General features: G+C 38.5%; 28 protein-coding genes. 19 read left to right on the top strand and 9 right to left on the bottom strand.

Annotated features, from left to right (window positions below):
- The first annotated feature begins 109 nt into the window (after positions 1-109).
- From licT to IEX29_RS04190, 4 genes are all read left to right on the top strand, one after another.
- Positions 110-940: a BglG family transcription antiterminator LicT gene (gene licT / locus IEX29_RS04205; RefSeq protein WP_188733266.1), complete on the top strand. Its 831-nt coding sequence runs from the start codon at positions 110-112 to the stop codon at positions 938-940.
- Between the two features lie 88 nt (positions 941-1,028).
- Entirely contained in the window at positions 1,029-2,894 is a 1,866-nt protein-coding gene (locus IEX29_RS04200) for a beta-glucoside-specific PTS transporter subunit IIABC (RefSeq protein WP_188733265.1), read from the top strand.
- A gap of 11 nt (positions 2,895-2,905) precedes the next feature.
- On the top strand, positions 2,906-4,339 hold the full coding sequence (locus tag IEX29_RS04195; RefSeq protein WP_188733264.1) for a 6-phospho-beta-glucosidase: 1,434 nt from the start codon (positions 2,906-2,908) through the stop codon (positions 4,337-4,339).
- Between the two features lie 87 nt (positions 4,340-4,426).
- Complete coding sequence (locus IEX29_RS04190; protein ID WP_188733453.1) at positions 4,427-5,620, top strand: MFS transporter; 1,194 nt, start codon at positions 4,427-4,429, stop codon at positions 5,618-5,620.
- Positions 5,621-5,843: 223 nt separating this feature from the next.
- Here the strand turns inward: IEX29_RS04190 and IEX29_RS04180 are convergent, their stop codons facing one another.
- From IEX29_RS04180 to IEX29_RS04170, 3 genes are all read right to left on the bottom strand, one after another.
- A complete protein-coding gene (locus IEX29_RS04180) occupies positions 5,844-7,199 on the bottom strand; it encodes a sodium/glutamate symporter (protein ID WP_188733263.1) in 1,356 nt (451 codons plus the stop codon).
- A gap of 174 nt (positions 7,200-7,373) precedes the next feature.
- Positions 7,374-7,541: a hypothetical protein gene (locus tag IEX29_RS04175; protein WP_188733262.1), complete on the bottom strand. Its 168-nt coding sequence runs from the start codon at positions 7,539-7,541 to the stop codon at positions 7,374-7,376.
- A gap of 106 nt (positions 7,542-7,647) precedes the next feature.
- Entirely contained in the window at positions 7,648-8,262 is a 615-nt protein-coding gene (locus IEX29_RS04170; RefSeq protein WP_188733261.1) for a TetR/AcrR family transcriptional regulator, read from the bottom strand.
- A gap of 248 nt (positions 8,263-8,510) precedes the next feature.
- On the opposite strand from IEX29_RS04170, the gene IEX29_RS04165 reads away from it, so the two are divergent.
- The 5 genes from IEX29_RS04165 to IEX29_RS04145 all read left to right on the top strand — a co-directional run bounded on the left by IEX29_RS04165 (position 8,511) and on the right by IEX29_RS04145 (position 12,974).
- A complete protein-coding gene (locus tag IEX29_RS04165; RefSeq protein ID WP_188733260.1) occupies positions 8,511-8,723 on the top strand; it encodes a cation:proton antiporter regulatory subunit in 213 nt (70 codons plus the stop codon).
- A 407-nt stretch (positions 8,724-9,130) separates the two neighbouring features.
- Positions 9,131-9,826, top strand: a complete 696-nt coding sequence (locus IEX29_RS04160) for an adenine nucleotide alpha hydrolase family protein (RefSeq protein WP_188733259.1) — start codon at positions 9,131-9,133, stop codon at positions 9,824-9,826.
- 42 nt (positions 9,827-9,868) lie between these two features.
- Positions 9,869-10,969, top strand: coding sequence for an RNA polymerase sigma factor RpoD (rpoD, locus tag IEX29_RS04155; protein WP_188733258.1), 1,101 nt, complete (start codon positions 9,869-9,871; stop codon positions 10,967-10,969).
- Positions 10,970-11,184: 215 nt separating this feature from the next.
- Positions 11,185-11,736 carry a TetR/AcrR family transcriptional regulator gene (locus tag IEX29_RS04150; RefSeq protein WP_188733257.1) on the top strand — a complete coding sequence of 184 codons (552 nt, stop codon included), beginning with the start codon at positions 11,185-11,187 and terminating at the stop codon, positions 11,734-11,736.
- 113 nt (positions 11,737-11,849) lie between these two features.
- A complete protein-coding gene (locus IEX29_RS04145; protein WP_188733256.1) occupies positions 11,850-12,974 on the top strand; it encodes an MFS transporter in 1,125 nt (374 codons plus the stop codon).
- A 134-nt stretch (positions 12,975-13,108) separates the two neighbouring features.
- On the opposite strand, the gene IEX29_RS04140 is transcribed toward IEX29_RS04145, so the two are convergent.
- On the bottom strand, positions 13,109-13,444 hold the full coding sequence (locus IEX29_RS04140) for a thioredoxin family protein (protein WP_188733255.1): 336 nt from the start codon (positions 13,442-13,444) through the stop codon (positions 13,109-13,111).
- A 308-nt stretch (positions 13,445-13,752) separates the two neighbouring features.
- On the opposite strand from IEX29_RS04140, the gene IEX29_RS04135 reads away from it, so the two are divergent.
- On the top strand, positions 13,753-14,499 hold the full coding sequence (locus IEX29_RS04135) for an SDR family NAD(P)-dependent oxidoreductase (RefSeq protein ID WP_229720081.1): 747 nt from the start codon (positions 13,753-13,755) through the stop codon (positions 14,497-14,499).
- Between the two features lie 74 nt (positions 14,500-14,573).
- Here IEX29_RS04135 and IEX29_RS04130 read toward each other — a convergent pair whose 3' ends face one another.
- From IEX29_RS04130 to IEX29_RS04115, 4 genes are all read right to left on the bottom strand, one after another.
- Entirely contained in the window at positions 14,574-15,560 is a 987-nt protein-coding gene (locus IEX29_RS04130) for a polyprenyl synthetase family protein (protein ID WP_188733450.1), read from the bottom strand.
- A gap of 49 nt (positions 15,561-15,609) precedes the next feature.
- The gene (locus IEX29_RS04125; RefSeq protein WP_188733254.1) at positions 15,610-16,164 is read right to left on the bottom strand and encodes a Gx transporter family protein; all 555 of its coding nucleotides are present in this window, start codon (positions 16,162-16,164) and stop codon (positions 15,610-15,612) included.
- A gap of 52 nt (positions 16,165-16,216) precedes the next feature.
- Positions 16,217-16,633 carry a NusG domain II-containing protein gene (locus IEX29_RS04120; RefSeq protein ID WP_188733253.1) on the bottom strand — a complete coding sequence of 139 codons (417 nt, stop codon included), beginning with the start codon at positions 16,631-16,633 and terminating at the stop codon, positions 16,217-16,219.
- A gap of 92 nt (positions 16,634-16,725) precedes the next feature.
- On the bottom strand, positions 16,726-18,603 hold the full coding sequence (locus IEX29_RS04115; RefSeq protein ID WP_188733252.1) for an FAD-dependent oxidoreductase: 1,878 nt from the start codon (positions 18,601-18,603) through the stop codon (positions 16,726-16,728).
- Between the two features lie 341 nt (positions 18,604-18,944).
- On the opposite strand from IEX29_RS04115, the gene IEX29_RS04110 reads away from it, so the two are divergent.
- Genes IEX29_RS04110 through IEX29_RS04090 form a run of 5 tightly spaced genes read left to right on the top strand, consistent with a single transcriptional unit; the run spans position 18,945 to position 23,452 of the window.
- Positions 18,945-19,997, top strand: coding sequence for an FAD:protein FMN transferase (locus IEX29_RS04110; protein WP_188733251.1), 1,053 nt, complete (start codon positions 18,945-18,947; stop codon positions 19,995-19,997).
- 20 nt (positions 19,998-20,017) lie between these two features.
- The gene (menA, locus tag IEX29_RS04105; protein WP_188733250.1) at positions 20,018-20,956 is read left to right on the top strand and encodes a 1,4-dihydroxy-2-naphthoate polyprenyltransferase; all 939 of its coding nucleotides are present in this window, start codon (positions 20,018-20,020) and stop codon (positions 20,954-20,956) included.
- A gap of 26 nt (positions 20,957-20,982) precedes the next feature.
- Positions 20,983-21,795, top strand: coding sequence for an energy-coupling factor transporter ATPase (locus IEX29_RS04100; RefSeq protein ID WP_188733249.1), 813 nt, complete (start codon positions 20,983-20,985; stop codon positions 21,793-21,795).
- A complete protein-coding gene (locus IEX29_RS04095) occupies positions 21,786-22,643 on the top strand; it encodes an energy-coupling factor transporter ATPase (RefSeq protein WP_188733248.1) in 858 nt (285 codons plus the stop codon). Before IEX29_RS04100 ends, IEX29_RS04095 begins: the two co-directional genes overlap by 10 nt.
- Entirely contained in the window at positions 22,640-23,452 is an 813-nt protein-coding gene (locus tag IEX29_RS04090) for an energy-coupling factor transporter transmembrane component T family protein (protein WP_188733247.1), read from the top strand. Before IEX29_RS04095 ends, IEX29_RS04090 begins: the two co-directional genes overlap by 4 nt.
- A 221-nt stretch (positions 23,453-23,673) precedes the next feature.
- Here IEX29_RS04090 and IEX29_RS04085 read toward each other — a convergent pair whose 3' ends face one another.
- Positions 23,674-24,243, bottom strand: coding sequence for a hypothetical protein (locus IEX29_RS04085; RefSeq protein ID WP_188733246.1), 570 nt, complete (start codon positions 24,241-24,243; stop codon positions 23,674-23,676).
- A gap of 120 nt (positions 24,244-24,363) precedes the next feature.
- On the opposite strand from IEX29_RS04085, the gene IEX29_RS04080 reads away from it, so the two are divergent.
- The 4 genes from IEX29_RS04080 (at position 24,364) to IEX29_RS04065 (ending at position 26,820) form a co-directional block, all read left to right on the top strand.
- On the top strand, positions 24,364-24,621 hold the full coding sequence (locus tag IEX29_RS04080) for a hypothetical protein (protein ID WP_188733245.1): 258 nt from the start codon (positions 24,364-24,366) through the stop codon (positions 24,619-24,621).
- 162 nt (positions 24,622-24,783) lie between these two features.
- Positions 24,784-25,977, top strand: a complete 1,194-nt coding sequence (locus IEX29_RS04075) for an oxalate decarboxylase family bicupin (protein WP_188733244.1) — start codon at positions 24,784-24,786, stop codon at positions 25,975-25,977.
- A 76-nt stretch (positions 25,978-26,053) separates the two neighbouring features.
- Entirely contained in the window at positions 26,054-26,263 is a 210-nt protein-coding gene (locus IEX29_RS04070) for a gamma-type small acid-soluble spore protein (RefSeq protein ID WP_188733243.1), read from the top strand.
- Between the two features lie 140 nt (positions 26,264-26,403).
- Positions 26,404-26,820 carry a hypothetical protein gene (locus IEX29_RS04065; protein WP_188733242.1) on the top strand — a complete coding sequence of 139 codons (417 nt, stop codon included), beginning with the start codon at positions 26,404-26,406 and terminating at the stop codon, positions 26,818-26,820.
- Positions 26,821-26,956 lie beyond the last annotated feature (136 nt).

Below are 26,956 nucleotides of genomic sequence, written 5' to 3'. Positions count from 1 at the left end.
GTAGGGATTGTTATTACGAAATGTAAGCTTGACCCAGTTATGTCCAACTTTATTTGTGTTGGGTATAGCTATTTTTTTTGCACATTATTATTCAGAGAGGAGGTTTGTGATGAAGATTGTAAGGATAATCAATAACAATATTGTAACGTCAGTACAAAATGAGAATGAAGTTGTTATCATGGGAAAAGGTGTCGGTTTTAAAAAAGAAATAGGTCAAGAAATTGATTCTAATCAAGTTGAAAAAGTTTATACACTGGATACCCCTGGTAATACAGATAGATTTAAGCTGCTGTTACAGGATATCCCGTTGGAAGAGATTCAAACTATAAATGAGATTGTTTCATATGCTAAACTTTCCCTCGGTAAAAAATTGAGCGATGGTATTTATATTTCATTAACGGATCACCTTCATTTTGCCATTGAAAGGCATGAAAAAGGGATGGATTTTAAAAATGCTCTCAGCTGGGAAGTGAAGCATTTTTACAATCATGAGTATTTGATAGGGAAAGAAGCATTAGAGATTATTGCTAGAAGATTGAAAGTTGAGTTGCCTGCTGAGGAAGCAATAACAATAGCGTTACATATTGTTAATGCCGAGATGGATAATACCATGGATAATACAGTAGGAATGACAAAAATTATCAAGCAGGTATTAAGCATTATTCAGTATACATTTAATACAGAATTTGCTGAAGAAAGTCTTGCTTACGAGCGTTTGCTGACACACTTGAAATTCTTTGTCCAACGAATAACATTGAATCGCTCTCTACCTGACGACAATATGGAATTATTTTCTATGATTCGTCACAGCTATCCGAAAGAATATAATTGTGCATTAAAAATTAATGATTATGTTTTGGAAGAAACCGGACATAAGCTGACAACAGCTGAGTTAGCCTATATTACGATTCATATTAACCGTGTTATAAATGATATATAAATGGGATTGTTATCGAGTCAATCGAGCTGGACCCAAACTCTTATTTTTCTGGGAGTTTGGGTCTTTTCATTTATAGGAGGAGAAAAAAATGAAATTCAAAAAAATGGCTGATGAAATTATCAAAGAAATTGGCGGAGAAGAAAATATTAAATTTGTTTCACATTGTGTAACGAGATTGCGGTTTGTATTAAAAGATGAATCAAAAGCTGATGATGCATCTGTGGAAAATATACAAGGTGTTAAGGGTGTGATGAAACAAGGGGGACAATATCAGGTTATTATCGGCGGAGATGTTTCTACTGTCTTTCAAGCCTTACCTGACAGCATACGTAATATTTCAGGAGGAGAAGAAGAACCAGATAATTCTTCGAAACAGAAAGGCTTAAAAGGCTATTTATCTTCTATTTTCGATTATGTTTCAGGATCTTTAGTAGCTGCACTTCCAGCAATCATTGCTTCCGGGATGGTAAAACTTGTTGCCGTGATTTTGGTATTGGCCGGATTAGAAAATACAGCGACGCATGAAGTCTTAAATATAATTGGTGATACAGGATTCTATTTCTTACCTGTAATTATAGCCTATACTGCAGCGAGAAAATTAAACACAGATGTGGTTCTTGCTATAGTGGTATCGGGTATTTTGATTCATCCTTTGCTTATTGAAGCAATGGCCGGAGATGGATTGGCGTTTTTAGGAATACCGATTTATTCTGCAAGCTATGCTAATGCTGTTGTTCCGCCATTATTCGCTGTCTGGGTGTTAAAACTAGTTTTAAAATTTGTAGAAAAAATAACTCCTGGATGGACAAAAGCGATCTTCAAGCCGTTGTTAGCAGTAATTATAACTATACCAATTGTTCTCATTGTTTTCGCTCCGCTTGGTGCAATTATTGGAGAAGGGCTGTCAAGTTTAGCTGTAATCACCTCGGAATATGTTCCTTGGCTTACAAAAGCAATACTATCTGCCTTTATGCCATTGATTATTATGACAGGTATGCATCATGCGCTTAATCCAATTGCCTTTTCCAGTCATGCAGCATTTGGCTTTGATTCATTTTTAATGCCGATGATGCTGGCAAATAACTTTGCAATGGGAGCAGCTTGTTTTGCGGTTGGTATAAAGTCTAAAAGCAAAAACCTTAAATCTATTGCGTGGACTTCTGGAATTTCTGCCAGTATTGCTGGAATTACAGAGCCTGGATTATTCGGGGTGCTTATCCGACTTAAAAGACCACTAGTCGCCGGGATGATTGGTTCAGGTGTCGCCGGGATATTTGTTGGAATATTAAATGTAAAATCTTTTGCTTTTGCGGGTCCAGGCGTTGTATCCATGATTCAATTTATCTCTCCTGAGGGAGCTGCAAATTTAATTAATGCAATTATTGTAGCAGTTATTGCTTCCATCGTAGCATTTGTTATGGTATTTGTATTAGGTTTTAAAGACTTAACGAATAACACAAAAGCAACAACGAATAGCAATAGTCCAACGCAAACTGATGAGGTATTGTCACCACTGGGTGGAAAAGTTATTTCCTTAGAAGAAGTAAAAGATGCTACGTTTGCTAGAAAATTATTGGGAGATGGTCTGGCTGTAATTCCATCAGACGGCAAGGTATACTCTCCAGTCAATGGAAAGGTTCAAGTTATGTTTAAGACAGGTCATGCCATTGGCCTTTTATCAGAAAAAGGGGATGAAATTCTAATTCATGTCGGTTTGGATACAGTTAAGCTGGAGGGAGAAGGATTTAGCCCTATAGTAAGCGATGGGGATCAGGTGAAGGTTGGAGATTTATTATTAGAGTTCGATATTCCGTATATTCAATCTCAAGGATATGATATGACGACTCCAATTGTTGTGACGAATCAAACTGAAACAAGCAAGCGGATTTCAAGTCTTCTTAAAACCAATGAAGAAGTTGAAAAACTACAACCAATTATTAAAATAGAATCTTAAGGAGGATAATTATGGGATTTCCAAAAAAATTTTTATGGGGTGGCGCAACTGCTGCCAATCAATATGAAGGTGCATATAATGTAGACGGACGAGGTTTAGCAAATGTCGATTTATTACCAACAGGGGAAGATCGGCGAGCTGTTGTCTTTGGTGAGAAAAAAATGTTTAATTTTGAAGACGGTTATTTCTATCCAGCACAAAATGCGATTGATGGATATCATCGATATAAAGAAGATATCGCTTTATTTGCAGAAATGGGCTTTAAAACGTACCGGATGTCTATTTCCTGGACAAGAATTTTTCCAAAAGGTGATGAAACAGAGCCAAATGAAAAAGGGCTGCAATATTATGAAGATGTATTTAAAGAATGCCAAAAGTATGGGATTGAACCTTTAGTAACGATTTCCCATTTTGATACTCCAATGTATTTAGTTGAAAAATATGGTTCATGGCGTAACCGTAAAATGGTTGACTTCTTTGAAAATTATTGCCGGACAGTTTTTACAAGATATAAAGGATTAGTGAAATATTGGCTGGTTTTCAATGAAATTAATATGATGTTACATGCATCCTTTATGGCTGCCGGATTGTACGTAGAAGATTTAGAGGAAAAAGAAGCGAAAAGAGTAAAATTTCAAGCGGCGCACCATGAGTTAGTAGCCAATGCATTAGCAGTGAAACTAGCACATGAAATTGACCCAGAAAATCAAGTTGGCTGTATGTTGGCTGGCGGAAAACATTATCCATATAGCTGTGACCCTGAAGATGTCATATTTAGTTTATTACGTGATAGAGAAGATTATTTCTTTTCAGATGTACAAGCAAGAGGGGAATATCCAACATATATGTTGAAAAAATTTGAAAATGAAGGTATCGATGTTCGGTTTGAAGAGGGAGATACAGAATTATTGAAAGAAAATACGGTTGATTTTATTTCTTTTTCATACTATCTAACTCGAATTGGTACTGTTAATCCTAAAGCTGCAGAAGAAACAACGGGAAATATATTTAATTCAGTGAAAAATCCTTATTTACCTTCTTCCGAATGGGGTTGGCAAATCGATCCGGTAGGTTTACGTGTAACATTGATTGAACTCTATGACAGGTATCAAAAGCCATTATTTGTGGTTGAAAACGGGCTGGGAGCAAGTGATACTCCTGACGAGAATGGTTATATTGAAGACGACTATCGTATTGAGTACATGGCTAATCATATTAAAGAAATGAAAAAGGCTATAGACATAGATGGTGTACCTGTTATGGGCTATACCATGTGGGGTTGTATTGACATTGTAAGTGCCGGTTCAGGTGAAATGAAAAAACGTTATGGTTTTATTTATGTCGATCGAGATAATGAAGGAAATGGTACTTTGCAAAGAACAAAGAAAAAATCATTTGATTGGTATAAACATGTCATTGAAACAAATGGAGAAGAGTTAGATTAACTCTTCTTCTCTCGTTAGAGAAGAGGCTGATTTGTTATTAAAAAATACTTGGAAATAAAAGAACGGCAAAAATTATACAAAAAAACAATGATTGTAGTGGTCATTTCACAAATGCTTGGAGGTTTAGGCTTATCTGCAGGTATTACTGTAGGTGCTTTAATTGCTAAAGACTTACTAGGCACTGATCAAATGGCGGGTTTGCCTATTGCAATTTTTACCTTAGGTTCTGCATTAGCAGCATTTTTAATTGGAAGAGTTACAAAGGTCAAAGGAAGAAGGGTAGGGTTATCTTTCGGTTATATCATTGGTGGTATAGGAGGCATAGGAGTAATTTACTCAACTGCCTCTGCTAATATACCGTTATTATTTATTTCTTTATTCCTCTATGGTTCTGGAACAGCTACTAATTTATTTGTACGTTATGCTGGAACAGATATTGCATTGCCTGGAAAAAGTGCTCAATCAGTCGGTATAGCAATGATGGCGACTACTTTTGGAGCGATTATTGGTCCGAATTTAAGCTCGACAACTTCAAAGCTGGCTGACTCATTAAATTTGCCAATTCTTACTGGACAATTTATCTTAGCATCTTTTGCATTCCTGTTTGCAGGAATCATACTGTTGATTTTTCTTAAACCTGATCCATTTTTTGTTGCAAAATATATTGAAAAACATACTACTATCTCAGTTAATGAAGAACAATCTGTGATTCAAACTAATAAGAAAGCAATCCTTTTTGGTGGAACGGTTCTAGTTGTTTCCCAACTATTAATGATTGGAGTAATGACCATGACGCCGGTCCATATTCAACACGGAGGACATGGTTTAAGCGCTTCAGGGATTGTTATTGCTGTACATGTTGCAGGTATGTATTTACCATCTATGTTAACAGGGACTCTTATTGAGAAGTTTGGCGCAAATAGAGTAGCTTTGTTATCTGGCATTACGTTACTTCTCGCAGCTATAATTGGTTTTGTTGCGCCAGTTAATTCGATTTTTCTATTAAGTATTGCTCTATTTTTATTAGGTTTAGGATGGAATTTCGGATTAATTAGTGGAACAGATATCGTTATTCAGGCAACTAATCTAAATGAAAGACCTGCAACACAAGGAAAAGTTGATATTTTTGTAGCAATTAGCGGTGCTTTTGGCGGATATATTTCTGGAGTAATTGTAGATAGCTCAAGTTTTGGTATGTTAAACGTTATTGCTGGAATAATTTCTATTATCTTAATATTAGTAATTTGGAACTTTAGCAGAAAGCTTAGTAAAACGAAGTAAAATAAAAAACTCTAACAATAATACTGCTCACTACAAACAGATAAATTGCAGTGGGAAAAATTATTTCAATTTAAGATTAAAAGATGTAGTAAGTAAATACATTAGTTTCTACAACCATCAACGCTTCCAAAAGAAATTATACAACCTGAGTCCCTATTATTTTAGGACTCAGGTTGCACAATTAGTTTGTTTATTTCTGTCTAATTGACAGGGGCAATTTCATTTAACTCAATGTGTTTTCCTTATTACCCTGCCCCCACCAGCCTGCTTTTTTGTAAATGACAATAATAACAGCAGCGCCAAGAAGAAGTACTATTGGAATCACCCAGGTGAATCCAAGTGCAAAAAGAATCGGAGCAAAGGTAACGATAATAATATCAACAGGTGCAACACCTACATAACCCAGTGCATAATCTTCAGGTGTCTTACTTTTCAATTCAGGGTCCACAATTCGTAAGAGAGCAAGTCCCATAGCAACGGTACCTGTACTCCAGCCCCATCCGAAGATAGATTTTTCCAGCCAGAAATCTCTGAATACATTCGGACCGACGAAACGGAATAGGAGATATGCCCACAGTGTGCCGAATGCAAATAATAGAAGCAGTGGCAGCGCGTAATCCATAACGACAGTAATATTAATCGAAGCAATACCAAAAGCGACCAGAAAATCAGTGGCTGTCCCGCCGATACGCTCCATGACACGTCCATCAATATATTTATCAGCCTTTAATTTACGGCTGATTCCTTGAAAAACCAAGCCCAGAATAAAAGCAACACTGAACAGCGGTATAGATACAGCAGGTATTAATTCCGTTAACATGTTTGTGGCCCAGTAGGATATGCCGATTAGAAAAGCAATAATAGCTAAATGCAAAACAAGCGGGTCAATCGAATTGGATGAGACTGTTTCCTGCCCCATCGAAAAACGTTTAGATGCCGGCATTAATCCGGATCTTAGTTCAGAAGGAAGATCCTTAAAGCTTGAAATAAACTTTGTATGACCATTTTCAGTACTGCGTTTGATAAGGAATAAACCACCTAAAACAGCAACCAGAATGCCTACTGTGGCAGAGGTCATGCCAAGATCCATTGCTTCTTCCCACCCGGCATGAGTTAACCCTTCACCAATTGCTGCTGCAGTACCATGGCCTCCAAGAAATCCTGCTCCCAGAATAAGTCCAAATCCATTAGGCAAATCCTTGAAAATAGGATTTAAAATTAATAATGCAAACAGGACGCCAGATCCCCACATAGATAAAGTCAGTATGATGGAATAAGAGAACATATCACGGACACGATGGAATACCTCCGATAACTGCACTTTAGCAGCACCAATTGGAATGGCACCAAAAATAACCGCAATTAACAGTGCAGGATAGTTGCTGATTTGTTCAGAGAAGGGAAGAATGTCAACCCCGCTGGGGCCAAATGCAAGCCCAAGAAATCCGGCTATCATGCTGGCTGGCAGAAATAAGGATTGGATCCATCTTACTTTCGCCCGTAAGATGGTCCCTGCTAAAAGTAATCCTGAAATAATGCTAATATCTATCATTAATGACCAAATTGTAAAATTTTCCATTTCTAATAAAATTCCTCCTTTCATAAAATTTAACGCATGACTAATAACAATCAGCTCAAGCTGCTGAAGGTAAAAGTCATTTTTCTATCTATTTGTAGTTTGAGTGCTTAGATTCATTAATCCGCCAAATTCCAAAGGTAACTCCCACAAGAATAAATAAAATACTTACCCATTCTAAAATAGAAGAAGAGAGTACAAACCATACATCAAATAACGCCCTAATGTAATTTCCAATGATGAAAAAGCAGAAAGCATATTCGGAATCAGAAAAGCCAATCCCCAAGCTGCTCCTGCAACCATACCAAATATAACTCCCAGAAAGGATGAATGATTACGGTTCAAGACTGTCCTCCTTCCTATAATAAATCCGCATCGGCAGATTATTTTTAAATCCTATAGTAATAAAATCTCTCTAAACTTATCTATCATAAGCTGATTAGTTTCGCCGTTAATCATGGGAATGAGTTGAGTCGTCAGAAGCAATTCCATAGAGGAAGGTATCGATCGCTTTTGCATAAAGATCAAGTGTTTCTTTCATATTTAAATCCCTGCAAATATTGTTTAGTCCGTATAGTAAGGTATCAAAAATCTTTGCTAATAACAGAGAATCATCCGTTTTAAACTCGCCGGAGGATATTCCTTCCGACAGGAGTTCTTGACTGTAGGATATTCTGGTATTAATCGTTTTATAGAGCTGGTTTTGTATTAAAGTATTGGAATTTTCATGATTGAAAAATTCATCCGCAACATTTGTCAGAGGATGATTGTAATCGTTGATAACAAAATGCTTTGCAATACCATGCAATTGTTCTGTTGTAGAGGAGTATTGTTTTTTTTGTTCCTCCCATTGCTCCATCCATTCCTTTTCCCATTCGTCTAAAACGTAAATAAAAAGACCTTCTTTACTTTCAAAATGATAATAAATATTCCCTTTGCTTACCCCGGTAGCATCCGATATATTTTCAATGGACGTTGCTGTATAGCCTTTTTGAATGAAGAGGTGCTTTGCGGCATCAGCAATCTTCTTTTTGGTTAACATACTTTTCGTCTGCTTTTTGTTCAAAAAGCTCACTCCCTATATATTTCTAACCTTTGATTTTTGAGTTATTTTAGTTTTTGTTAAGGAAAATTGTCCACAGATTTAATACTCTAAACTTACTTTTAATGGTTACTGACCAATTGTTCTAAATTTATCATAATTAATATATGGAAACAAGTAGTTTTAACTGGAGAAATTATCCATTGACCGCCTGAAAATTCTATGATATTATTTTAGAACGATCGTTCAGTTATGTGATTGAGGAGGGGATTATGTATATTATTTATAAAAAAGAACTAAGAGGATCAGGTTTTGAATATGCGTTAAATACGACATTGGCTGATTCTTTTCAAGTGATTCAGCATTTAGATGGAATGTACGAAATCTTTTTTCATGACGGCCAGGAAAAGGCTGGATCGGCCTTATTGGATTCAAACGAAGCTAAAATATTATCCCGGCTATTGGGCCCGGAACAGGAAACCTAATATCGTTTTAGTGACGGATAAGAAATTAAAGACAGCTTTTTCTGATTTTTACGCGTGAAAGAACCTCATATAGAGCAGGGCCAAGAAATCACAGCAAAGTTTTACAGCAGTTGATTCCTATGATTTATCAGATTTGATAAAATAGGGTCTATTTTTTTAGATTATTTTAGAACGTTCATTCAGTTTTATTAGAAATACAATAGAAATTAAAGTGAAAGGGAGTTGAAGAGAGTGACTGATTCAGATTCTGACCCCAAATTTAATAAAATTCCGGGTTAAGGATATACGTGTTTATCTTTGGTGCAAGGGCAAAGACGTATATCCTTAACCCTTCGAAAAATGCAGCTCTGTTTTCGAATATCTTTCAGATAGAAAAAGTATGTAAACAGAGTGCGCAAGGAGGAAAAATGACACTAAAAATAAGACATCATGTATTGGTCTGTTTAGAAGAAAAGAATTATAGCCGCAGAGTTCTCTTAAGAGGAGCCTCATTGGCAAGGAGATATGGTTATACCTTTGAAGTTATATTTTTCTGTTCTATGGAAAGCGAATATACAATGTTTCACTTATTAAATTTAGCAGAAGGCAAAAAATTAAGTGAAGAATTAGGAGCCGTCAGATTTATCGTTAAGCGGGTAAAAGATGAACGAGATACTGCAAGAGAATTAGTAGATACTGCAAAAAATAATAATGTGAAGGAAATTATTATGTCTGGAGCACAGTCAAAAAGTAGATTGAGAACATCACTGTGGAGAAGGATTTTTTTCTGTGATAAATACAACTATATTTTGAACCATCTACCGGATATCATTCTTGTTTTGATTAATCACCATCAATATAATCCTTTTGAAAAAGGAAAGTACAGAAATGGAAAACAAGCATTTCTGGTAAAGAAAAGCAATCATCCAATTGCTTATTTTCTTCGGGATAGACCTTTTAGAGCGACAGATACTTCCGGACTCTTTTTTCAGAAAAAGGATACGGATGAACGTACCGGCATTTTTGCTTTTATCCGCAGAGGAAGGGTGAGATATGTTTATATATATCATGGAAAAACAGATGATAGTGAGGATGCGTTGCAGTTAAAACATGCTTTGCAATAGTAAATGGGCTTTTAATAGGTGAATTTGGAGGGAGCGGTAACCATGATCGTACAAAAATCTTCCCATACAATAGAATCAGCAGGGAGCTTAGAGATAGTTAAAGAAAAATTAATGGAAATAAGTAAGAAACAAGATGTGCTTACACATGAAAAAGTGGCTGTTATTTTATCTGAATTTGATATAGAACCTGAAAAAATAGATGAAGTTTACGAATATCTGGAAAAGCAGACTGTTCATGTAGTTGATGATCCGGACGATGATCGTGAAATAGAAAAAATGAATTTCACTGAAACTAATGTTCCAATAGGAAACAAGCGAGGTGATTCTGTACGGATGTATTTAAGAGAAATCGGTAACGTGGAATTATTGTCTAAGGAAGAGGAAATTGGACTTGCTTTCCGTATTGAAGAAGGGGATATGGAGGCAAAAAGAAGATTAATAGAAGCGAATCTTCGTCTCGTGGTTAGTATAGCCAAACGCTATGTTGGGAGGGGGATGCTTTTCTTAGATCTAATTCAAGAAGGGAATATGGGATTATTCAAAGCTGCTGAAAAGTACGACTACCGAAAAGGTTTTAAATTCAGCACCTACGCAACCTGGTGGATTAGACAGTCAATCACCCGTTCAATAGCTGATCAGGCGCGTACCATCCGGATTCCGGTACACATGGTTGAAACCGTTAATAAATTAATCCGTATTCAACGTTCTTTACTCCAAGATTTAGGCCGTGAACCTGCCCCGGAGGAAATAGGAGAAGAAATGGGGCTAAAACCGGATAAAGTGCGATATATTCTAAAAATTGCTCAAGACACCATTTCTTTGGAAACACCTATAGGTGATGAAGAAAGTTCATATTTGGGTGATTTTATTGAGGATGAGGAAGCAGAATCCCCTTACAACTATGCTGCAAACCAGTTGTTAAAAGAACAATTAGAGGATGTGATGAGTACGCTCCCTGTCCGGGAAGAAAGTATTCTCCGTCTCCGTTTTGGACTGGACGACGGCAAAACAAGGACATTGGAGGAACTGGGAAAAGTATTTGGTGTAACCAGAGAGCGTGTCCGTCAAATTGAAGCGAAAGCATTGCGTAAATTAAGGCATCCGAGACGCAGTAAAAAATTAAAGGATTTTCTGGAAAGGTGATTAATCAGATTACCTGAATAGAATGTTATATTATCGGCCCGCCATCTTTTACAGGCAGGCCGATAATATACTAATAAAATATAATAGGTTTACTGCTAGTGAAAATCCTTTTGGAGCAGTTATCTTTATTTAGAAATCTCTATCAAAGCTTGTTGTTATCCAATAGCTGATATGTTAAATTTATAATGATCGTTCAATATAAAAGGAGTTATGTTATGAGGAAATCTCAGAAAAAGGAAGCAATTATGCAGACTGCCGAAGAATTATTTTACGAACATGGCTTTCATGCAGTTGGTGTGAAAAGCATATTGGAACAAGCTGGTGTGGCACCAATGACGATGTATTATCATTTTCAATCAAAGGAAGAAATGATCAAAGAAATATTAATTAATAGAGAAGAGCGATACTTTCACTTGCTGGAAGATAAATTGATTAAGGCAAATGGTGTTAATGCATATGTTCAGTCATTAATTAATGCACATATAGATTGGTTAGAGGCGGCTGGCTTTAATGGTTGCTTATTTCTAAGAGCAAAACAGGAATATGAAGGTGTTAATGAAGAAATTGCTTTGGTAAGCAGAGAACATAAAAAGAAGCTATTAAACAAAATTGAAAATGATATGAAACTTTTTCAGCATCCTCAATCCCTTAGTATACAAATCTCCATCATATTAGAGGGGTTAACATCCATGGACCAAATACTCGGTCTGGATAAATTAAAAGATATTGCAATGGATTTGGCAAAAAGCCTCGAAGTTACTGAATGATATATTTGATAAATATAGGGGGAAAGAATAGGGATTTTAAAATCTCTTATTATACCCTATATATTTTTTAATTTTATTATAATGAACGTTATATATAAAAAGGTGGGAGTTATGTGAATGGAAAGAAATTAATAGCAGTGGGATTGCCGATGATAGCCGTTACCTATGGGCTGTCACGGTTCAGTTATGGTTTAATGCTTCCATATATAAATGGAACGCTTCATATGGATCCGTCTGTCAGCGGCTTTATTTCATCTTTATCATATATCGCTTACTGTCTCGCGATTATATTTGCAATGATAGGCTCAAATAAGATTTCTCCAAGATCTATTCTTATTATTGCAGGATTATCATCTATTATTGGCTTGAGCATTATCGCTATTTCTACTAATGCTGCAGTACTTGGTTTGGGAATATTTCTGGCAGGGTTAAGTACAGGATTTTCTTCCCCGCCATACGCTGATATTGTTAGTACGGAGGTAGAGATAAAATTACAAAATCAAACCAATTCATGGATTAATTCTGGCACAAGTATTGGAACAGCTTTTACTGGAGCAATTGCTATCTTTATGGTTGACAGCTGGAGGGAAACATACTTGATCTTTGCTCTTATTGCTGTTTTAGTACTTATCGTCAATTATAAAGCACTTCCCAAACACAATATTGCGAAAAAGAAAATAGCAGTCGGTTTCACTAAAAAAGAGTGGCTGCGTTCTGTTCAACTAATTCTTGCTTCGTTATTTATTGGCATATCCTGTTCTGCTTATTGGACATTCTCAAGAGATTTTATGATCAATTTAGAGAATGTTCCGCCGTACTTGGGAGAGTGGTTTTGGGTGATGATTGGAGTTGCAGGTTTATTGGGAGGAACCGCGGGTGTATTTATAAATCACTTTGGTTTAGTAAGTGCATACAGAATTTCTATATTTATACTTTCAACTTCATCCTTGATTCTGGGAACTTTTCCAGATAATAATATCCTGGGATTTCTTTCACCAATACTTTTTGGAAGCTCTTATATTTTTATGACAGGAGTTTTAATTGTATGGGGAATTTCCGTATTTAAGGTCAATCCATCATTTGGACTGGGAGTACCGTTCTTATTACTGGCACTTGGGCAGGCAGCAGGAGCAATTTTTTCAGGTCAGATAGCTGGTTTATCAGGATATGATACGCTCTTTGTCAGCGCTTCTATTATTGGTTATCTAACCTTGGCATTCAAACCCAGAGTAAATTAGATGCTTTGTCGTTAAATCTTTTAGTGAAAAAACTAATTTAGACCCAGCAGCAATAATGGAAGATTAAAAAACCACAAAAGCAACTGCCATTACAGTGTTTCTGTGGTTTTAACTGTTAAACTTGGAAGTATAACTTACTCAGTATACAATTTATATATCTGATCCAGTTTCTCCTCTAATTGTTCCAAACGTACGAAACGGTCCTCGCGGATATATTCTTTGCCCTCTATCAGCAAAAGCATGATAGGGACAGTGAAAATCAAAAACTTTTCAGCTACTTCTTCTACCTCGGAAGCATCGATATGTCCAAGGTGGATAAGAGGGTAGTTATCCAGCAGCTCTCTTAACTTTGGTAATAGGGCATGACATACACTGCAATCCGGTCGGGAGACGAAAAGGAAGCTTAACGCATGATTTTGCAAAAATTCTTCAGCCATTTTTATGGTGGTTAATTCATGTACCTTTTTCATACGGATTCTCCTTTAACGATAAATGTCCATTCATTTATTTTCTCCTATATCTTACAGGACAGAAATATTTTTTCAAAATGATTCGTTCTTCGCATACTGGAAAGATACATAAATCAAAAGAAAAAATTAATTATCCATGAAGAAATTATTCTAAACAGTTTAAAAGAACATGTTACACTAAAATGAACCGATAATTTAGCAGACAAAAATAATAATAAAGTAAGCCTTCAGCTTTTACGAACAGGAACCTTTATGGTATTAGAAAGGGCGTTCGACAACTATTCGCAGTAATAAGGAGGAGTAGAATAATGACAAAACAAATGAAGCGTTTTGAAAACAAAGTTGCACTGGTGACAGGAGGACGATCAGGCATTGGTCATGCAATTGCCCGCCGGCTTCATGATGAAGGAGCGGCTGTCATCACTGCACAACGGAGAAAGGACGAAGAATTTGACTGGATAGAAGCTGACTTCTCCAACCCGCAAACACCGACTCGGGTCATTGAAGAGGTTATTACCCGTGCTGGGAGGCTGGATGTACTGGTTAATAATGCAGGGATGATGCAAGAGGCTGCAATGGAAGAAATGAGCCTTGAGGATTGGGAACGCAATCTCAATGTGAACCTGACTACTCCATTCCTCCTGATCAAGGCTGCACTGCCTTACCTGCGTAAAACAAGAGGCAGTATCGTAAATACAGGATCCGTGGAGGGGCTGGCCGCTAATCCTGGACATGCGGCATATAGTGCTTCAAAAGCGGGACTTCATGGACTGACGCGTGCAGTAGCTGTAGATCATGGTCATGAAGGAATTCGTTGTAATGCGGTGGCCCCGGGTTGGATTGATACGGAACTAAACCTCAACTTTATTGAAAATACACCTGACTCAGAGGCATTCCAAAAAGACATTGGGCGTATTCACCCTGTTGCCCGTACAGGTTCACCAGACGAAGTGGCAGCACTTGTCGCCTTTCTTGCCGCTGATGAGGCAGCGTTTATCACTGGGCAGGTCTATACAGTGGATGGAGGCAGAACGGCCAAGCTTAGTCTTCCTTGATTAAAGGTAGTAAATTGTATTATCTAAAAAGAAGAATCCATTTTGTGATTCAAAATGGATTCTTTATGAAATATTTACATTTTTCGATCCAACAGCATTGCAGTCAATTCATACAAAGTTTCCTTATAATCCCCGTCCGGCAGTTTACTTAAGGATTTTAGTGCTTTGTCTATATACTTTCTGGCTACGCGCTTTGATTTCTCTATCCCTTTTGTCTGTTCTACAATAGCAAGTACCTCCATTAATTCATCATCTGTCAAATCCGCTTTTTTATTTAAATAAGGAGACAATTTCTCTGGCTGCTCACGTAGAGCATAAATTAAGGGAAGGGTGTAGATACCCTGGCGAATATCTGCCAGGGTTGGTTTTCTCACAGTGTTAAAATCCCCTTTAAAATCTAACACATCATCTATAATCTGAAATGCCATGCCGATATAGTGTCCCATACTCCAGGCTAGCATTGTCTGTCTTCTAGTGGCCTGACTGATAATGGCACCTGAATAGCAGCTGACAGCAAATAGCTGCGCAGTTTTGCCAGAAATACGAGCTAAGTAGTCTTTGATACTGGTCCCCATTTGATAGCGAGCATGAAGCTGATCCAGTTCACCCGTTAAAATCTTTTCCATACTGCGCGCATTAAATTCAAGATGTGCTAATGTACGGGCATATTTGGACAAAATGGTAAAGCAGACACAAAATAAATAATCACCGGAATAGATAGCAAATTGGTTGCCCTGCTGTGTATGAATGGTGGGATTCCCGTGACGATAGTCTGCTTCATCAATGACATCATCATGAATCAGCGTTGCCATATGCAATGTTTCCAGTGCTGCAGCAACAGCTATGGATCTTTCCTTATCCTGATTTGATACATCACCAATCTGAGCACATAAAAGCGTATAGGCCGGACGCAGTAATTTCCCGCCTGAATAAACTAATTCTTTAATCGTGGCTTCGATATGCTTATCATGAATTTGCAGGTGAGATTCGATCACCTGTAAAACAGATTGTAAATCAGCTTGTAAGCGGGGATAAGGCCCCCACATTGGGTGAACTGGGATAGCCATTGTAATAACCTCCATTTAACGACCATAGGGATTTTGTTTCACGCTAGGATATTTGATTGAGATGTGTATATTTCATTTCCTGCAGACTTCGGTAATAGTGAAGCTGTTCTACGTGATTTAATAAGTAATTAGCTACCATTCCCATAGCAATTCCTGATAGAATTCCAAAAAAAGATAAAACAGGAAGGTAGAGAAGAACAGTCCATGTTTGAGCAACCCAGCTGGCAATCGTTAACTGTCCGATATTATGCAGGATGGCTCCGGCGACACTGACTCCAATTAAGCTGATGCGGGATGGACCGAGCTTTTTCACGCCGCACATTCCAATAAAGCTTAAAGCTGCACCGGCGGCACTATACATAAAGGATGAAATCGTACCGCCTAAAAGTGTAGCAAGGATAATCCGTATCATGACAACCTTGGATGCGTCTTTTACAGGCAGTGTATATAATGCCATACACGTAATAATATTTGCTAAACCGAGCTTTGCCCCTGGAGCGATGGCGAAGGGAGAGGGGATAGCTCTTTCTATTAAACTGATAATGACCGCCTGAGCAGCTAATAACGCAATATATACAAGACGCTGATTATTTGTCATCGCAGACCCTTCCCATCTATTTCAGAGCGTTGAAAAATTTTTATGAACTGGATTAAGAGCTGATAATGATATCCTCTGCCTCGCCGCTGTCCGATTGAATTTCTACTACGAGCTTATGTGGCAGACAGACGATTGTCTGACCAGGTTTTGAGATATATCCTGTACGGACACATATCTGATCGGGACAGGTGGCGCTTTTTATATGGATGCGCTCATTGTCCACCTCAATAATATTATTGTCATGATCGGATATCGCAATCTCTATTTCTCTTGTTTCCATATTATCTGTCAATTGAATTTCTTCTACGACTTCATTATCTACTGTAATCACTGCAACATTTACTGAATCCTCTTCGGCGTACTGAGACTGCTGAGAAACAAAGATGGCAATAGGAAGAAAAGATAGAAGCACCAACAGAACAGTCAAGATAACATCCCATGGTTTCAGCATATGATAAATATCCTTCATTCCCATTCACCCCCTTGCGGCTTCACCTGTAAGCCATCATAGTAAACTATAAAATATATAATCTTGTTTTCTAAGGCAAGCATTCCGGGAGTTTATTCCCGGTCTTTATAAATAGCACGTTCTTTTCCGTACCAAAGCAGACCCGATTTTCTTTGCAGCCATGGGACGACCCAGTAATCCAGGCCAATGGAACGTCCAGAACCATTCATTAAGGCGATGGAAGCAGGAAGAGCCCAGATTTGATCCCAGCCCAGCATCGCGGATAAAGTAAACATCACCAGGAATCCGGCACTTGCAGCACTGGCAAGCCATGTAAATAAGCCGAATACAATAGCGAGACCGATAAATAATTCAATAAAAGTCATAACCTTCTGCATAAAAATAGCAACTTCCGGTGTCGGCAGCATAATCTGCATAAACCATTCAAAAATACCTGGCATCTTACTTAAAAGTGGTGTAGCCCACTCAGTGCCGCCGCCCTCAACTGCTTCACTGGCACTGCTGGTCGTTGTCTGGAGCCATTCAAACGGCATGTTCACAGTATTTCCAGTCAGCCATGAGTCTTCGCCGATTCCTTGGAATAACCTTGAGATACCTGCAGATCCTGAGGTGACTTCACTCCAGACAGATTCACCCCAAATTTTAGAGGCTGCCTCCTCAAGCCAAAAACCACCGACAAACAATCGCAATGGTAAGCTCCATAGGACGTTGCCATATCTGGTAATCATATCTCTGAAAATATTGCGCTTATCCTTTGTTTGGAAAAATTCATGCATAATATAATGAAACATATAATAGCCGCTTCTTATTCCGAAAAAATAATACAGATTAACCAGATGCTTCATCAGATTAGCCAGCCAGCCGCTTAAGCGGAGTCCCATTAAATTAGCAACACCATATCTGGCACCAATGGAAACCATCGTACCATGGTATTTTCCTTCAAATGCTTCTTTTTGGCCGTTATCTATTTCTGCAATAATGGATTTAGCTGCTGTTACACCTGTCTGTTCGGCAGCTTCTACAATTTGTGGAGTTGGTTTTCCTTCCTCTTCTTCATAATAAGCTAAGTCACCAACAACATAGACGTGCTCTAAATTTTCCGCTTCCATAAATTCATTTACTTTCAGACGTCCTGCTCTGGCAGCCGGGACACCATAATCCTCTGTATCAGAATTTGCCTTTACTCCTGCAGTCCAAATCAGAGTGTGGGTAGGGAGTGTTTCACCGGATTTTAATACAACGGCATCTTCCTTTACTTCGACAATCGGTGAATTTTTAAGCAATTTGACGCCTTTTTTATTTAAATATTTCTCTGCTTTATCGGCACTTTTCCGGTCCAGCATATTTAAAATAGATGCAGCCGCTTCAACAACATACAGCTCGATTTCTTCTTCATCCAGCTTGTTTTCCTTTGCTAAACGGTACTTCCATTCGATGAGCTCTCCAATCATTTCAATGCCGGTAAAGCCGGAACCACAGACTGTAAAGGTAAGCATTGCGCGGCGTTTTTCAGGATCACGTTCTAATGAAGCACGTTTGACGACATCTTCTAAGTGGCGCCGGATTCGGACAGCATCCTCCCAGGACCAGAGGGTAAAACCATGTTCTTTTACACCAGGTGTGCCAAAGTCGTTCGCTTCGCCGCCCATCCCCAAAATAAGGTAGTCGTAAGCAAACTCCCCATGCTCTGTTGTAACAGTTTGCGCAGCATGGTCGACATTAGTGACATTGTCTGTGATAAGCTTCACTTTCGTACGATTGAATAATTTCCGTAAATCAAATTGAATAGCAGAAGGCTCTACACGGTGTGCAGCAACTTCGTGTAATTCTGTCATCATCGTATGATAGGAATGCCGATCTATGAGAGTAATAGAAACAGAATCGTCACGTTTGTATTTCTTTGCAAGCTTTTTAGCTGCATGCACACCGGCGTAGCCAGCACCAATGATAACAATATTCTTCTCCGCCATTGTATTCACTCCTTTGTAATCTATAATGTTAACTTTGTGAACTGTTGAACAATTTTATTCTAACATATAAAGAAATAATGTCCATACATTTGATAAATAGTTCACAAATTAAAAATATATTTTTTAATATTAAGCTGTGTCATTTTAATGACAAAGTCAATGATATAAAGAGATTTATTTGTATTTTTTATAGACATGATACGATATAAATTATACAATTGACATATAATATTGTGAAATATTTCACATTTTAACTGATGTAAATAAATGTGATTTATTTCACAAATATAATGATGTTTATCATGTTAATGTCAATTTATAAGAATAAGGGAGGCATGGCAATGAAGAAACAAATTTGTACTATGATGATGCTGATTATACTGGTCACCGCAGGCTGTTCCACAAGTGCCGATTCAGCAGATGATGAATCACCATTAATCAAAAATCCATATAGCGAAACAGAATTCTTATTAGGAACAGTTGTAACGATCAAGATCTATGACGAGGGTAAAGAATCGGTATTAAATAAGGTCTTTGATCGAATTGAAGAGCTGGAGCAGCAAATGACAGCTAATGAAAATGGTTCAGAGGTTGCTGAAATTAATGAACAGGCAGGAATAGAACCTGTTCATGTGTCGGAGGATGTGTGGCAGGTTATTGATCAAGGTAAGCATTACAGTGAAATGGCTGAGGGTTCATTTGATATTGCTGTCGGCCCGTTAACCAGCCTTTGGAATATTGGCATGGAGGATGCCAGGAAGCCGTCACAGGATGAACTTGATGATATACTGCCGCTGATTGATTATGAAAAAATAGAACTGGATGAAGCGGAGCAAACAGTTATGCTGAAGGAGACAGGCATGCGATTAGATTTAGGAGCCATTGCTAAAGGGTATATAGCTGATGAAGTAATGGAGCTGTTAGATGAGGAAGGTGTTACAACAGCTGTCATTGATTTAGGAGGAAACATCTACGTGATGGGGAATCAAACATCAGGCGATCCCTGGGTAGTCGGCGTCCAAAATCCTTTCTCGGGAAAAGGGGAGACAGTCGGCAGATTAACAGCAACAGATCAATCTATCGTTACTTCAGGGATTTATGAGCGTTATTTAGAAGTGGACGGTGAAATATATCATCATTTATTGAATCCAAAGACTGGATATCCATTTGAGGGTGAACTTGCCAGTGTTTCTGTTGTCAGTGACCATTCGGTGGATGGAGATGGACTTTCCACATTACTGTTTTCAAAGGGTCTGGAAGAAGGCATTGAATTTATTCAGGATTTCGATGGTGCAGAAGCTATCTTCGTGATGAAGGATAAAAGCGTATATATTACGGATGGATTAGTTGATAATTTTGAACTGACAGATGAGGACTTTACATTAATAGAATAGATGAGAGGGAGCTGGCTGTGATGACACTGCCCACTTTTTTGAAGCTGGTAGAAATACGTACCAAATTAGCAAGTTTGTTTCCGTTTCTAATTGGACTATTATTTGTTATTTATCGTTATGATGTATTTGAACCACTGAATACAGCTATCTTCTTTAGTGCCATGCTGCTGTTTGATTTAACAACAACAGCGATTAATAATTACATGGATTATAAGAAGGCACTGAGTGATGAATATCGCAGGAAATCTAATATTATCGGACAGCAGAATATTTCTGAAAAGGTTGTCGTGACGACCATTATTACTATGCTGACGATAGCTTCTCTGTTAGGAATTTGGCTCGTATTCCGTACAGATTTATTTGTACTGATTATCGGCATGCTTTGTTTTGGAGTCGGTATTTTTTATACATTTGGCCCTATTCCACTGTCCCGTATGCCACTTGGAGAAGTATTTTCCGGTGTAACAATGGGGCTGGGTATTACCTTTCTGGCTATCTATGTAAATGCTGCGGATCAGGGGATTGCGCATTTTGGCTTTAGCGGATACACGCTTACTTTTGAAATGAATGTTCTTTTACTGCTGGAGATTTTACTGGTTTCCCTTCCATGTATGCTGACCATTGCTAATATCATGCTGGCAAATAATATCTGTGATCTGGAAGAGGATATTGCCAATCAACGCTTTACCCTTCCTTACTATATCGGCAAAAAAAACGCACTAATGCTATTTCAGCTGCTCTATCTGCTTACGTTTGCAGCGATTATAGGTGCTGTGCTGCTTCAAGTACTTCCTGTTTATGTATTACTTGTCTGTCTGGTTCTGATTCCGATTACAAAAAGTATCAGGCAATTCCGGCAAAAACAAAGCAAGCTGGAAACTTTTCCATTATCTTTGAAAAATATGATGCTTGTAAATGGAACGATGGCTATTACCTTACTTATATCCGTCATTCTGTAATATTGGAGAGAGAGGGGGTGGGGGAAATGTCAATGCACTGTATCAAAGTAGAAAATGTAACCTTTCATTATAACCTGCAAAAACAGGAGCATACCATTGCAGATCTTTCCTTTACGGCCCGGCGTGGAGAGTGGCTGGCTGTTGTAGGACATAATGGTTCTGGAAAGTCGACGTTAGCCAGTTTACTAGTTGGTCTGCGTATGCCATCCTCTGGAAGAATCTATATTAATGACATAGAACTGAAGGAGGAAACGAAATGGGAGCTTCGCAATCAGATAGGACTGGTATTTCAAAATCCGGAAAATCAATTTATTGGAACTACAGTTAAGGATGACGTGGCATTTGCCTTGGAAAACCAGAATATGCCTTATGACGAAATGAAGCAGCGGGTAGATAGAGCGTTAGCAATGGTTAGTATGACCGACTATGCAGATTATGACCCTTCCCGCTTATCAGGAGGGCAAAAGCAGCGTGTGGCAATCGCCGGGCTATTAGCATTACATCCTGACATTATCGTACTAGATGAGGCAATGGTTATGCTCGATCCCAAAAGCAGACGGGGTTTCATGAGCCTATTGGATGAATTGCGGAAACAGCACCAACTGACCATTATTTCGATTACGCATGATATGAATGAAGCGGCAGCAGCTGATAGAATATTAGTTTTAAAAAAAGGAAAAGTGATGGAAATAGGCAAGCCTGGTCAGATTTTTCAAAGGGAAGAGCGGTTAGATGTTCCATTCATAGAAGCTTTGAGGAGAAAATTAAAAAAACAGGGAAGTACCATACCTGATAAGTATATGACAGAAGATGAAATGGTGTGGTGGCTATGCAGATAAATCTTCAGCAAGTAACGGCAGATTACCAGGCAGGACCGATTAGAAGTCCTGAAATATTAAAATCTATCAGTACAACAATAAAATCAGGATCCTTTACGGCAGTAGTGGGAAAAACAGGCTCGGGAAAATCAAGCTTACTGAAGCTGATGAATGGACTGCTTGTTCCGGTAAAAGGGCAAGTTTCAATCGGGGAAATAATGATTACATCGGAAAATGCGAAGCAATCAGTGAAGGAAGCGCGTCGAAAGGTGGGAATGGTTTTTCAATTTCCGGAGTCGCAATTGTTTGCTGAAACCGTTGAAAAAGATATTATGTTTGGACCGATGAATTTTGGCGTTCCGAAAGCAGAAGCAAAAGAGATTGCTCTGGAGGTTATCGAGCGTGTTGGTTTAGATGCCACCATATTGTCCAAGTCGCCATTTGCTCTGTCAGGCGGGCAAAAACGATATGTGGCAATGGCCGGGATTTTGGCGATGCGCCCGGATATCCTTGTTTTGGATGAACCAGGCGCAGGGCTTGATCCAAAAGGGAAAAAAGAAGTGATGGATCTTCTTCATGCCTGGCATAAAGAACGCGGTTTGACAACCTTGCTCGTTACCCATGATATGGACGATGTGGCTTTATACGCAGATGAAGTCATCGTAATGGACGAAGGCAGAATTGTTTTTCAGGATGAGCCGGAGAGATTATTTTCTGAGATGACAGCGATTCATCAATGGGGTCTGGAATTACCGCAGGCCAGAAAACTGCAAATAAGGATAGAACAGGAAGCAAATGTGAGGTTACCACGAATCTGTCTGACACTTGATAAGCTGGCAGATGCTTTAATAGAGGCGGGATTGGCATGAATAAATTAATCTTAGGACGTTATTTTCCAGGGGGTTCGCTTCTGCATCGTATTGATCCGAGAGCTAAATTACTGGCAGGAATTTCTTTTATTTTTATCTTGTTTATCGCCAACAATTGGATAACATATTTGGTACTTTGGCTTTTTACCTTTACGATGATGAAGTTATCGGGTGTATCTATCCGTATATATCTACGGGGAGTCAGGCCATTAATATGGTTGATCTTGTTTACAGTATCACTGCAGGTACTGTTTACCGCAGGCGGCGAAATCTATATTGATTGGGGACCGATTACGATTTCATCATTTGGATTAATAAATGGTTTATATATATTCAGCCGCTTTACTATGATTATCTTTGTCTCAACCGTAGTAACCCTGACCACAAAACCAATTGATTTAACGGATGCAATTAATTATCTGCTTCAACCATTAAAACGGCTGAAGCTGCCAGTTGATGAGATATCACTTATGCTGGCAATAGCGCTTCGTTTTATTCCAATTATACTGGATGAAACACAGAAGGTAATGGACGCGCAACGTGCTAGAGGCACGGTATTTGGCGAAGGATCACTGCCTCAGCAGATAAAGAAAATTGTTCCTATTTTTGTTCCTTTATTCGTCAGTTCTCTGGGGAGGGCAGAGGATATGGCTAATGCGATGGAGGTAAGAGGTTACCAGTCCAACAATCCAAGGTCGTCCTTTCGCCGCTTGCAGTGGCAGAAAACAGATATAGCCGCACTTTTTGCCATGGTGCTGCTGGCAGTTATCTTATTTATCCTAAGGACAGAAGGACATCACTTTCATTGATTGCAGCAGAAACAAAATAAGACTACATGACGGGGGCCCCATCTCTGGTTTGGAATGGAGAGGGGGCTTCGTCATGTAATAGGGGGAGCATTTGATAAGAACGGAAGTACATAAATGAAGCGGACAAGCTTTGGCCTGCCCGCTTTATTAGCGTGGTATGAGTTATTTCGATTTGAATCGGAGAGGGAGCCAAGGCTCAATCAATAATAAGCTTTCTGTTATTATTCGATTTCGCCTGTAACTTCGCCATCAATAGTAGCTGAACTTTCTGCTTCTTCATTAGCAAATTTTAAATTTCCGTCAATGGTAGCTGTTTCATCAAGCATAAAACCATTTGCTTCGACAATCACATCACCCTGTAATGTACCGCCTTGGAAATTCAAGTTTTCACTCTGTACAGTAAGGCTTGGAACTGTAATGGTAAACGAATCTGTAATGTTATGATCTTCGTCTTGTGTATACGGTGCAATTTTACGATAAATATCACCAGATTCGTCATCCTTATCGTAGAATTCACCGGCGACCACTACATCCTCATCTATTGCGATATCATCAAGCGCCGCAATAATCCATGTTCCATCTTCGCTGACGGCATTGACAAAGGCATCTGGTTCATTAACCAATGAGGCTGTTGTTACGACATCTTCTTCTGTATCTTCTGCACCTTCTGTCTCTTCCGTATCGTTTGCTGCATTTTCATCAGCCTGATCCTCGTCATTCGAGCCGCATGCGGCCAAAAAACCTACCAGTAACAGGGATAAAAAGGACATTAAAATCAGCTTGAATCTCATTATAAAACCTCCTAGTATATTCTTGTGATCTATTTCACAATAATTATATCATGGAATGTTGTGTGACTTCGTGAAGTATTTGTGAAATAATGAGCAATATATGTAGGAAGTGTGACAAATTTGAATCAAATGAAAGTCTATTGGCTAAAGTTGCTGCGTATTTTCCAGAGCAGCGAGGAAAATGATACCTGCGGAAAGAGGAAAGAAATTATACTCTCAGCTGGCTCAGCATTGGAGTCCTACCATGAAATAATTCTTTCAAAGCTTCAGATGCGGAATATGTTCACAGTTTCTTATTTTGGAACTGCCGGGAAGTTCATTACAGTTCAAAACCAGCAGTCTACAGTAAGTGTTTCTCAGGAAGTTATAAAAAAATAGAAGGGGATTGTTATTTCTTTAAAAATCACATTGTAGTTTAAAGCGTTATTAAAATTAGTCAGCTTCCATTGCTTTATCCATAGGCACATACAGGAAAGGTTAGGCATAAGTCTATGTTAGAAGGTTTTTCTCCTGTATTAACCAATAAAAGAGGTGCTTTTGATGGAAGATCGAACTGTTAACCAATGGAATGGAAATGTGCCACAGCCTATTCGGAGTGATGGAGCCGGCGCAATTGATTCAGGACCACGTAATATTATGCGGGATATACAAAATCCTGATATGTTTGTCCCGCCCTCTACGGATACAGGATTGCTTCCTAACTTAAAATTCTCATTCTCTGATACCTCCATGAAATTAAAAAAGGGAGGATGGTCCCGGGAGGTTACTGCGAGGGAGCTTCCAGCTGCTACTACACTTGCAGGAGTAAATATGAGCCTGACAGCTGGCGGTGTTCGTGAGCTTCACTGGCATCAGGAAGCTGAATGGTCTTATATGTTATTGGGGAGCGCGCGGATAACGGCTGTTGATCAGGATGGTCGGAATTTCATTGCAGATGTTGGTCCTGGAGACCTTTGGTACTTTCCTCCAGGGATTCCGCATTCCATTCAAGGCTTGGAGCATTGTGAATTTCTGCTTGTCTTTGATGATGGAAATTTTTCTGACCAAAATACCTTATCTCTTTCTAATTGGTTTGCGCATACACCGAAAGATGTTTTATCGGCTAATTTTGGTGTGCCAGAAAGTACTTTTCAAGACATTCCTTCCGATGAACTTTATATATTCCAAGGGAAAGTACCCGGTTCATTGGAAAGTCAGGAAGTTCAGTCCCCATATGGAGAAGTCCCTCAAACCTTTAAGCACGAGCTCTTAAAGCAAACACCAATTAAAACACCAGGTGGAAGTGTACGTATTGTTGATAGTTCCAATTTTCCTATTTCCAAAACAATTGCAGCGGCACTTGTTGAGGTAGAACCGGGAGGAATGAGAGAGCTTCATTGGCATCCTAATCAGGATGAATGGCAATATTACCTTGCCGGACAAGGGCGAATGACAGTATTTAACGGAGAGGGAGCCGCACGTACATTTGATTATCGTGCCGGCGATGTCGGATATGTCCCTTTCGCTAATGGACACTACATTCAGAATACAGGGAAGGAAACATTATGGTTTTTAGAAATGTTTAAGAGCAGCCGCTTTGCTGATGTGTCGCTGAATCAATGGCTGGCATTAACACCTGAAGAACTGGTCCAAAGTAATTTAAACGTGGGTACCGAATTCATAGATTCGCTGCGCAAGGAAAAATGGCCTGTTGTGAAATATCCTGGATTTTCTTATTATCCTAAGAATAAATAAGTGTTAAATGAATTCATTCTGGCTAAAAACATTCCTAATGGACAACATAAAAAGAAATCAAGCAGGAGGGATATCGATGCCAGAAAAGAAGGATAGTGAATTGACAGCTGCAGGCACAGACATAGAGGCTGTGAAAAAAGCAAATAAAAATTCAGGTATGTCTTATAATGAGGCGAAGGAATTTATAGCTAGAACAACAGGAGGACATGGAACCGAAATATATAGTGATACCAATTTTGAAGATGTAAGTGCACAGAATCAGCAGTCTCAGAAAAATAGTGAATAATAATGGCAAAGCACCTGCTAAAGAGCAGGTGTTTTCCTGTCTTTTCCCTGATTTATGTAAATATGTCCAGAGGCGTATTGTACCATTTTTTTCATCCGATAAAATTAAAGATATCATTTATACAGAAAAGAGGGGAAAAAATGAAATTTGCAGGAAGATTTCTAGCTATTATTATCGCATTTACCGCTTTAACAGGCTGCTCAGAGATTTTAAATTCAGAAGAACTATTAGGAGCAGAGGAGGAAGTTGCATTAAATAGCGATACGGGTGAAGGAACACTTGAATTAGAGACTCCAATCATCACGGATGGAGATACAGAAATTAAAATCAAGATGACGGATATCAATGAGGAGAAAAATACTTTTATTACTGTGGCAAATGAGACTGTTTTTGAGGGCAACATTAAAAACAATGAAGTATATACGTTGGATATCAGTGATATTAAAGATGCGCTCAGAACAGATTACGATCCTAAAGTTCAATTGCTCCAAACAAGTAACGATGAAGAAACAGGAGATATCGTCACTTTTAAACAGGTTAGATATTCTGTAGAATAATAGTAGAGCGATGACGGAATGTAGCAGGTCTTTCCCTTTAGAAGGGAGAGGCCTTTTGGTTATTTAGAATGTTTTTTATCTGGAAATGAAACTGTTTCTCTAATTTAAGCTAATTATTCAAAAAATAAAGTTGGAA

The organism is Oceanobacillus neutriphilus (genome assembly GCF_014645515.1).
In the GTDB taxonomy this organism is placed as follows: Bacteria; Bacillota; Bacilli; order Bacillales; family Amphibacillaceae; genus Oceanobacillus; species Oceanobacillus neutriphilus.
Note: the sequence above shows the minus strand (reverse complement) of the source record. Positions and strands in the feature narration are given on the sequence as shown.

Excerpts from the sequence above, each read along its gene's own strand:
- IEX29_RS04100 (WP_188733249.1), top strand. The coding sequence starts at position 20,983 with ATGTCAATGCACTGTATCAAAGTAGAAAATGTAACCTTTCATTATAAC.
- menA (WP_188733250.1), top strand. The coding sequence starts at position 20,018 with ATGACACTGCCCACTTTTTTGAAGCTGGTAGAAATACGTACCAAATTA.
- IEX29_RS04135 (WP_229720081.1), top strand. The coding sequence starts at position 13,753 with ATGACAAAACAAATGAAGCGTTTTGAAAACAAAGTTGCACTGGTGACA.
- IEX29_RS04095 (WP_188733248.1), top strand. The coding sequence starts at position 21,786 with ATGCAGATAAATCTTCAGCAAGTAACGGCAGATTACCAGGCAGGACCG.
- rpoD (WP_188733258.1), top strand. The coding sequence starts at position 9,869 with ATGATCGTACAAAAATCTTCCCATACAATAGAATCAGCAGGGAGCTTA.
- IEX29_RS04075 (WP_188733244.1), top strand. The coding sequence starts at position 24,784 with ATGGAAGATCGAACTGTTAACCAATGGAATGGAAATGTGCCACAGCCT.
- IEX29_RS04180 (WP_188733263.1), bottom strand. The coding sequence starts at position 7,199 with ATGGAAAATTTTACAATTTGGTCATTAATGATAGATATTAGCATTATT.
- IEX29_RS04110 (WP_188733251.1), top strand. The coding sequence starts at position 18,945 with ATGAAGAAACAAATTTGTACTATGATGATGCTGATTATACTGGTCACC.
- IEX29_RS04090 (WP_188733247.1), top strand. The coding sequence starts at position 22,640 with ATGAATAAATTAATCTTAGGACGTTATTTTCCAGGGGGTTCGCTTCTG.
- licT (WP_188733266.1), top strand. The coding sequence starts at position 110 with ATGAAGATTGTAAGGATAATCAATAACAATATTGTAACGTCAGTACAA.
- IEX29_RS04120 (WP_188733253.1), bottom strand. The coding sequence starts at position 16,633 with ATGAAGGATATTTATCATATGCTGAAACCATGGGATGTTATCTTGACT.
- IEX29_RS04070 (WP_188733243.1), top strand. The coding sequence starts at position 26,054 with ATGCCAGAAAAGAAGGATAGTGAATTGACAGCTGCAGGCACAGACATA.
- IEX29_RS04065 (WP_188733242.1), top strand. The coding sequence starts at position 26,404 with ATGAAATTTGCAGGAAGATTTCTAGCTATTATTATCGCATTTACCGCT.
- IEX29_RS04085 (WP_188733246.1), bottom strand. The coding sequence starts at position 24,243 with ATGAGATTCAAGCTGATTTTAATGTCCTTTTTATCCCTGTTACTGGTA.
- IEX29_RS04125 (WP_188733254.1), bottom strand. The coding sequence starts at position 16,164 with ATGACAAATAATCAGCGTCTTGTATATATTGCGTTATTAGCTGCTCAG.
- IEX29_RS04165 (WP_188733260.1), top strand. The coding sequence starts at position 8,511 with ATGTATATTATTTATAAAAAAGAACTAAGAGGATCAGGTTTTGAATAT.
- IEX29_RS04200 (WP_188733265.1), top strand. The coding sequence starts at position 1,029 with ATGAAATTCAAAAAAATGGCTGATGAAATTATCAAAGAAATTGGCGGA.
- IEX29_RS04140 (WP_188733255.1), bottom strand. The coding sequence starts at position 13,444 with ATGAAAAAGGTACATGAATTAACCACCATAAAAATGGCTGAAGAATTT.
- IEX29_RS04190 (WP_188733453.1), top strand. The coding sequence starts at position 4,427 with ATGATTGTAGTGGTCATTTCACAAATGCTTGGAGGTTTAGGCTTATCT.
- IEX29_RS04195 (WP_188733264.1), top strand. The coding sequence starts at position 2,906 with ATGGGATTTCCAAAAAAATTTTTATGGGGTGGCGCAACTGCTGCCAAT.
- IEX29_RS04150 (WP_188733257.1), top strand. The coding sequence starts at position 11,185 with ATGAGGAAATCTCAGAAAAAGGAAGCAATTATGCAGACTGCCGAAGAA.
- IEX29_RS04115 (WP_188733252.1), bottom strand. The coding sequence starts at position 18,603 with ATGGCGGAGAAGAATATTGTTATCATTGGTGCTGGCTACGCCGGTGTG.
- IEX29_RS04160 (WP_188733259.1), top strand. The coding sequence starts at position 9,131 with ATGACACTAAAAATAAGACATCATGTATTGGTCTGTTTAGAAGAAAAG.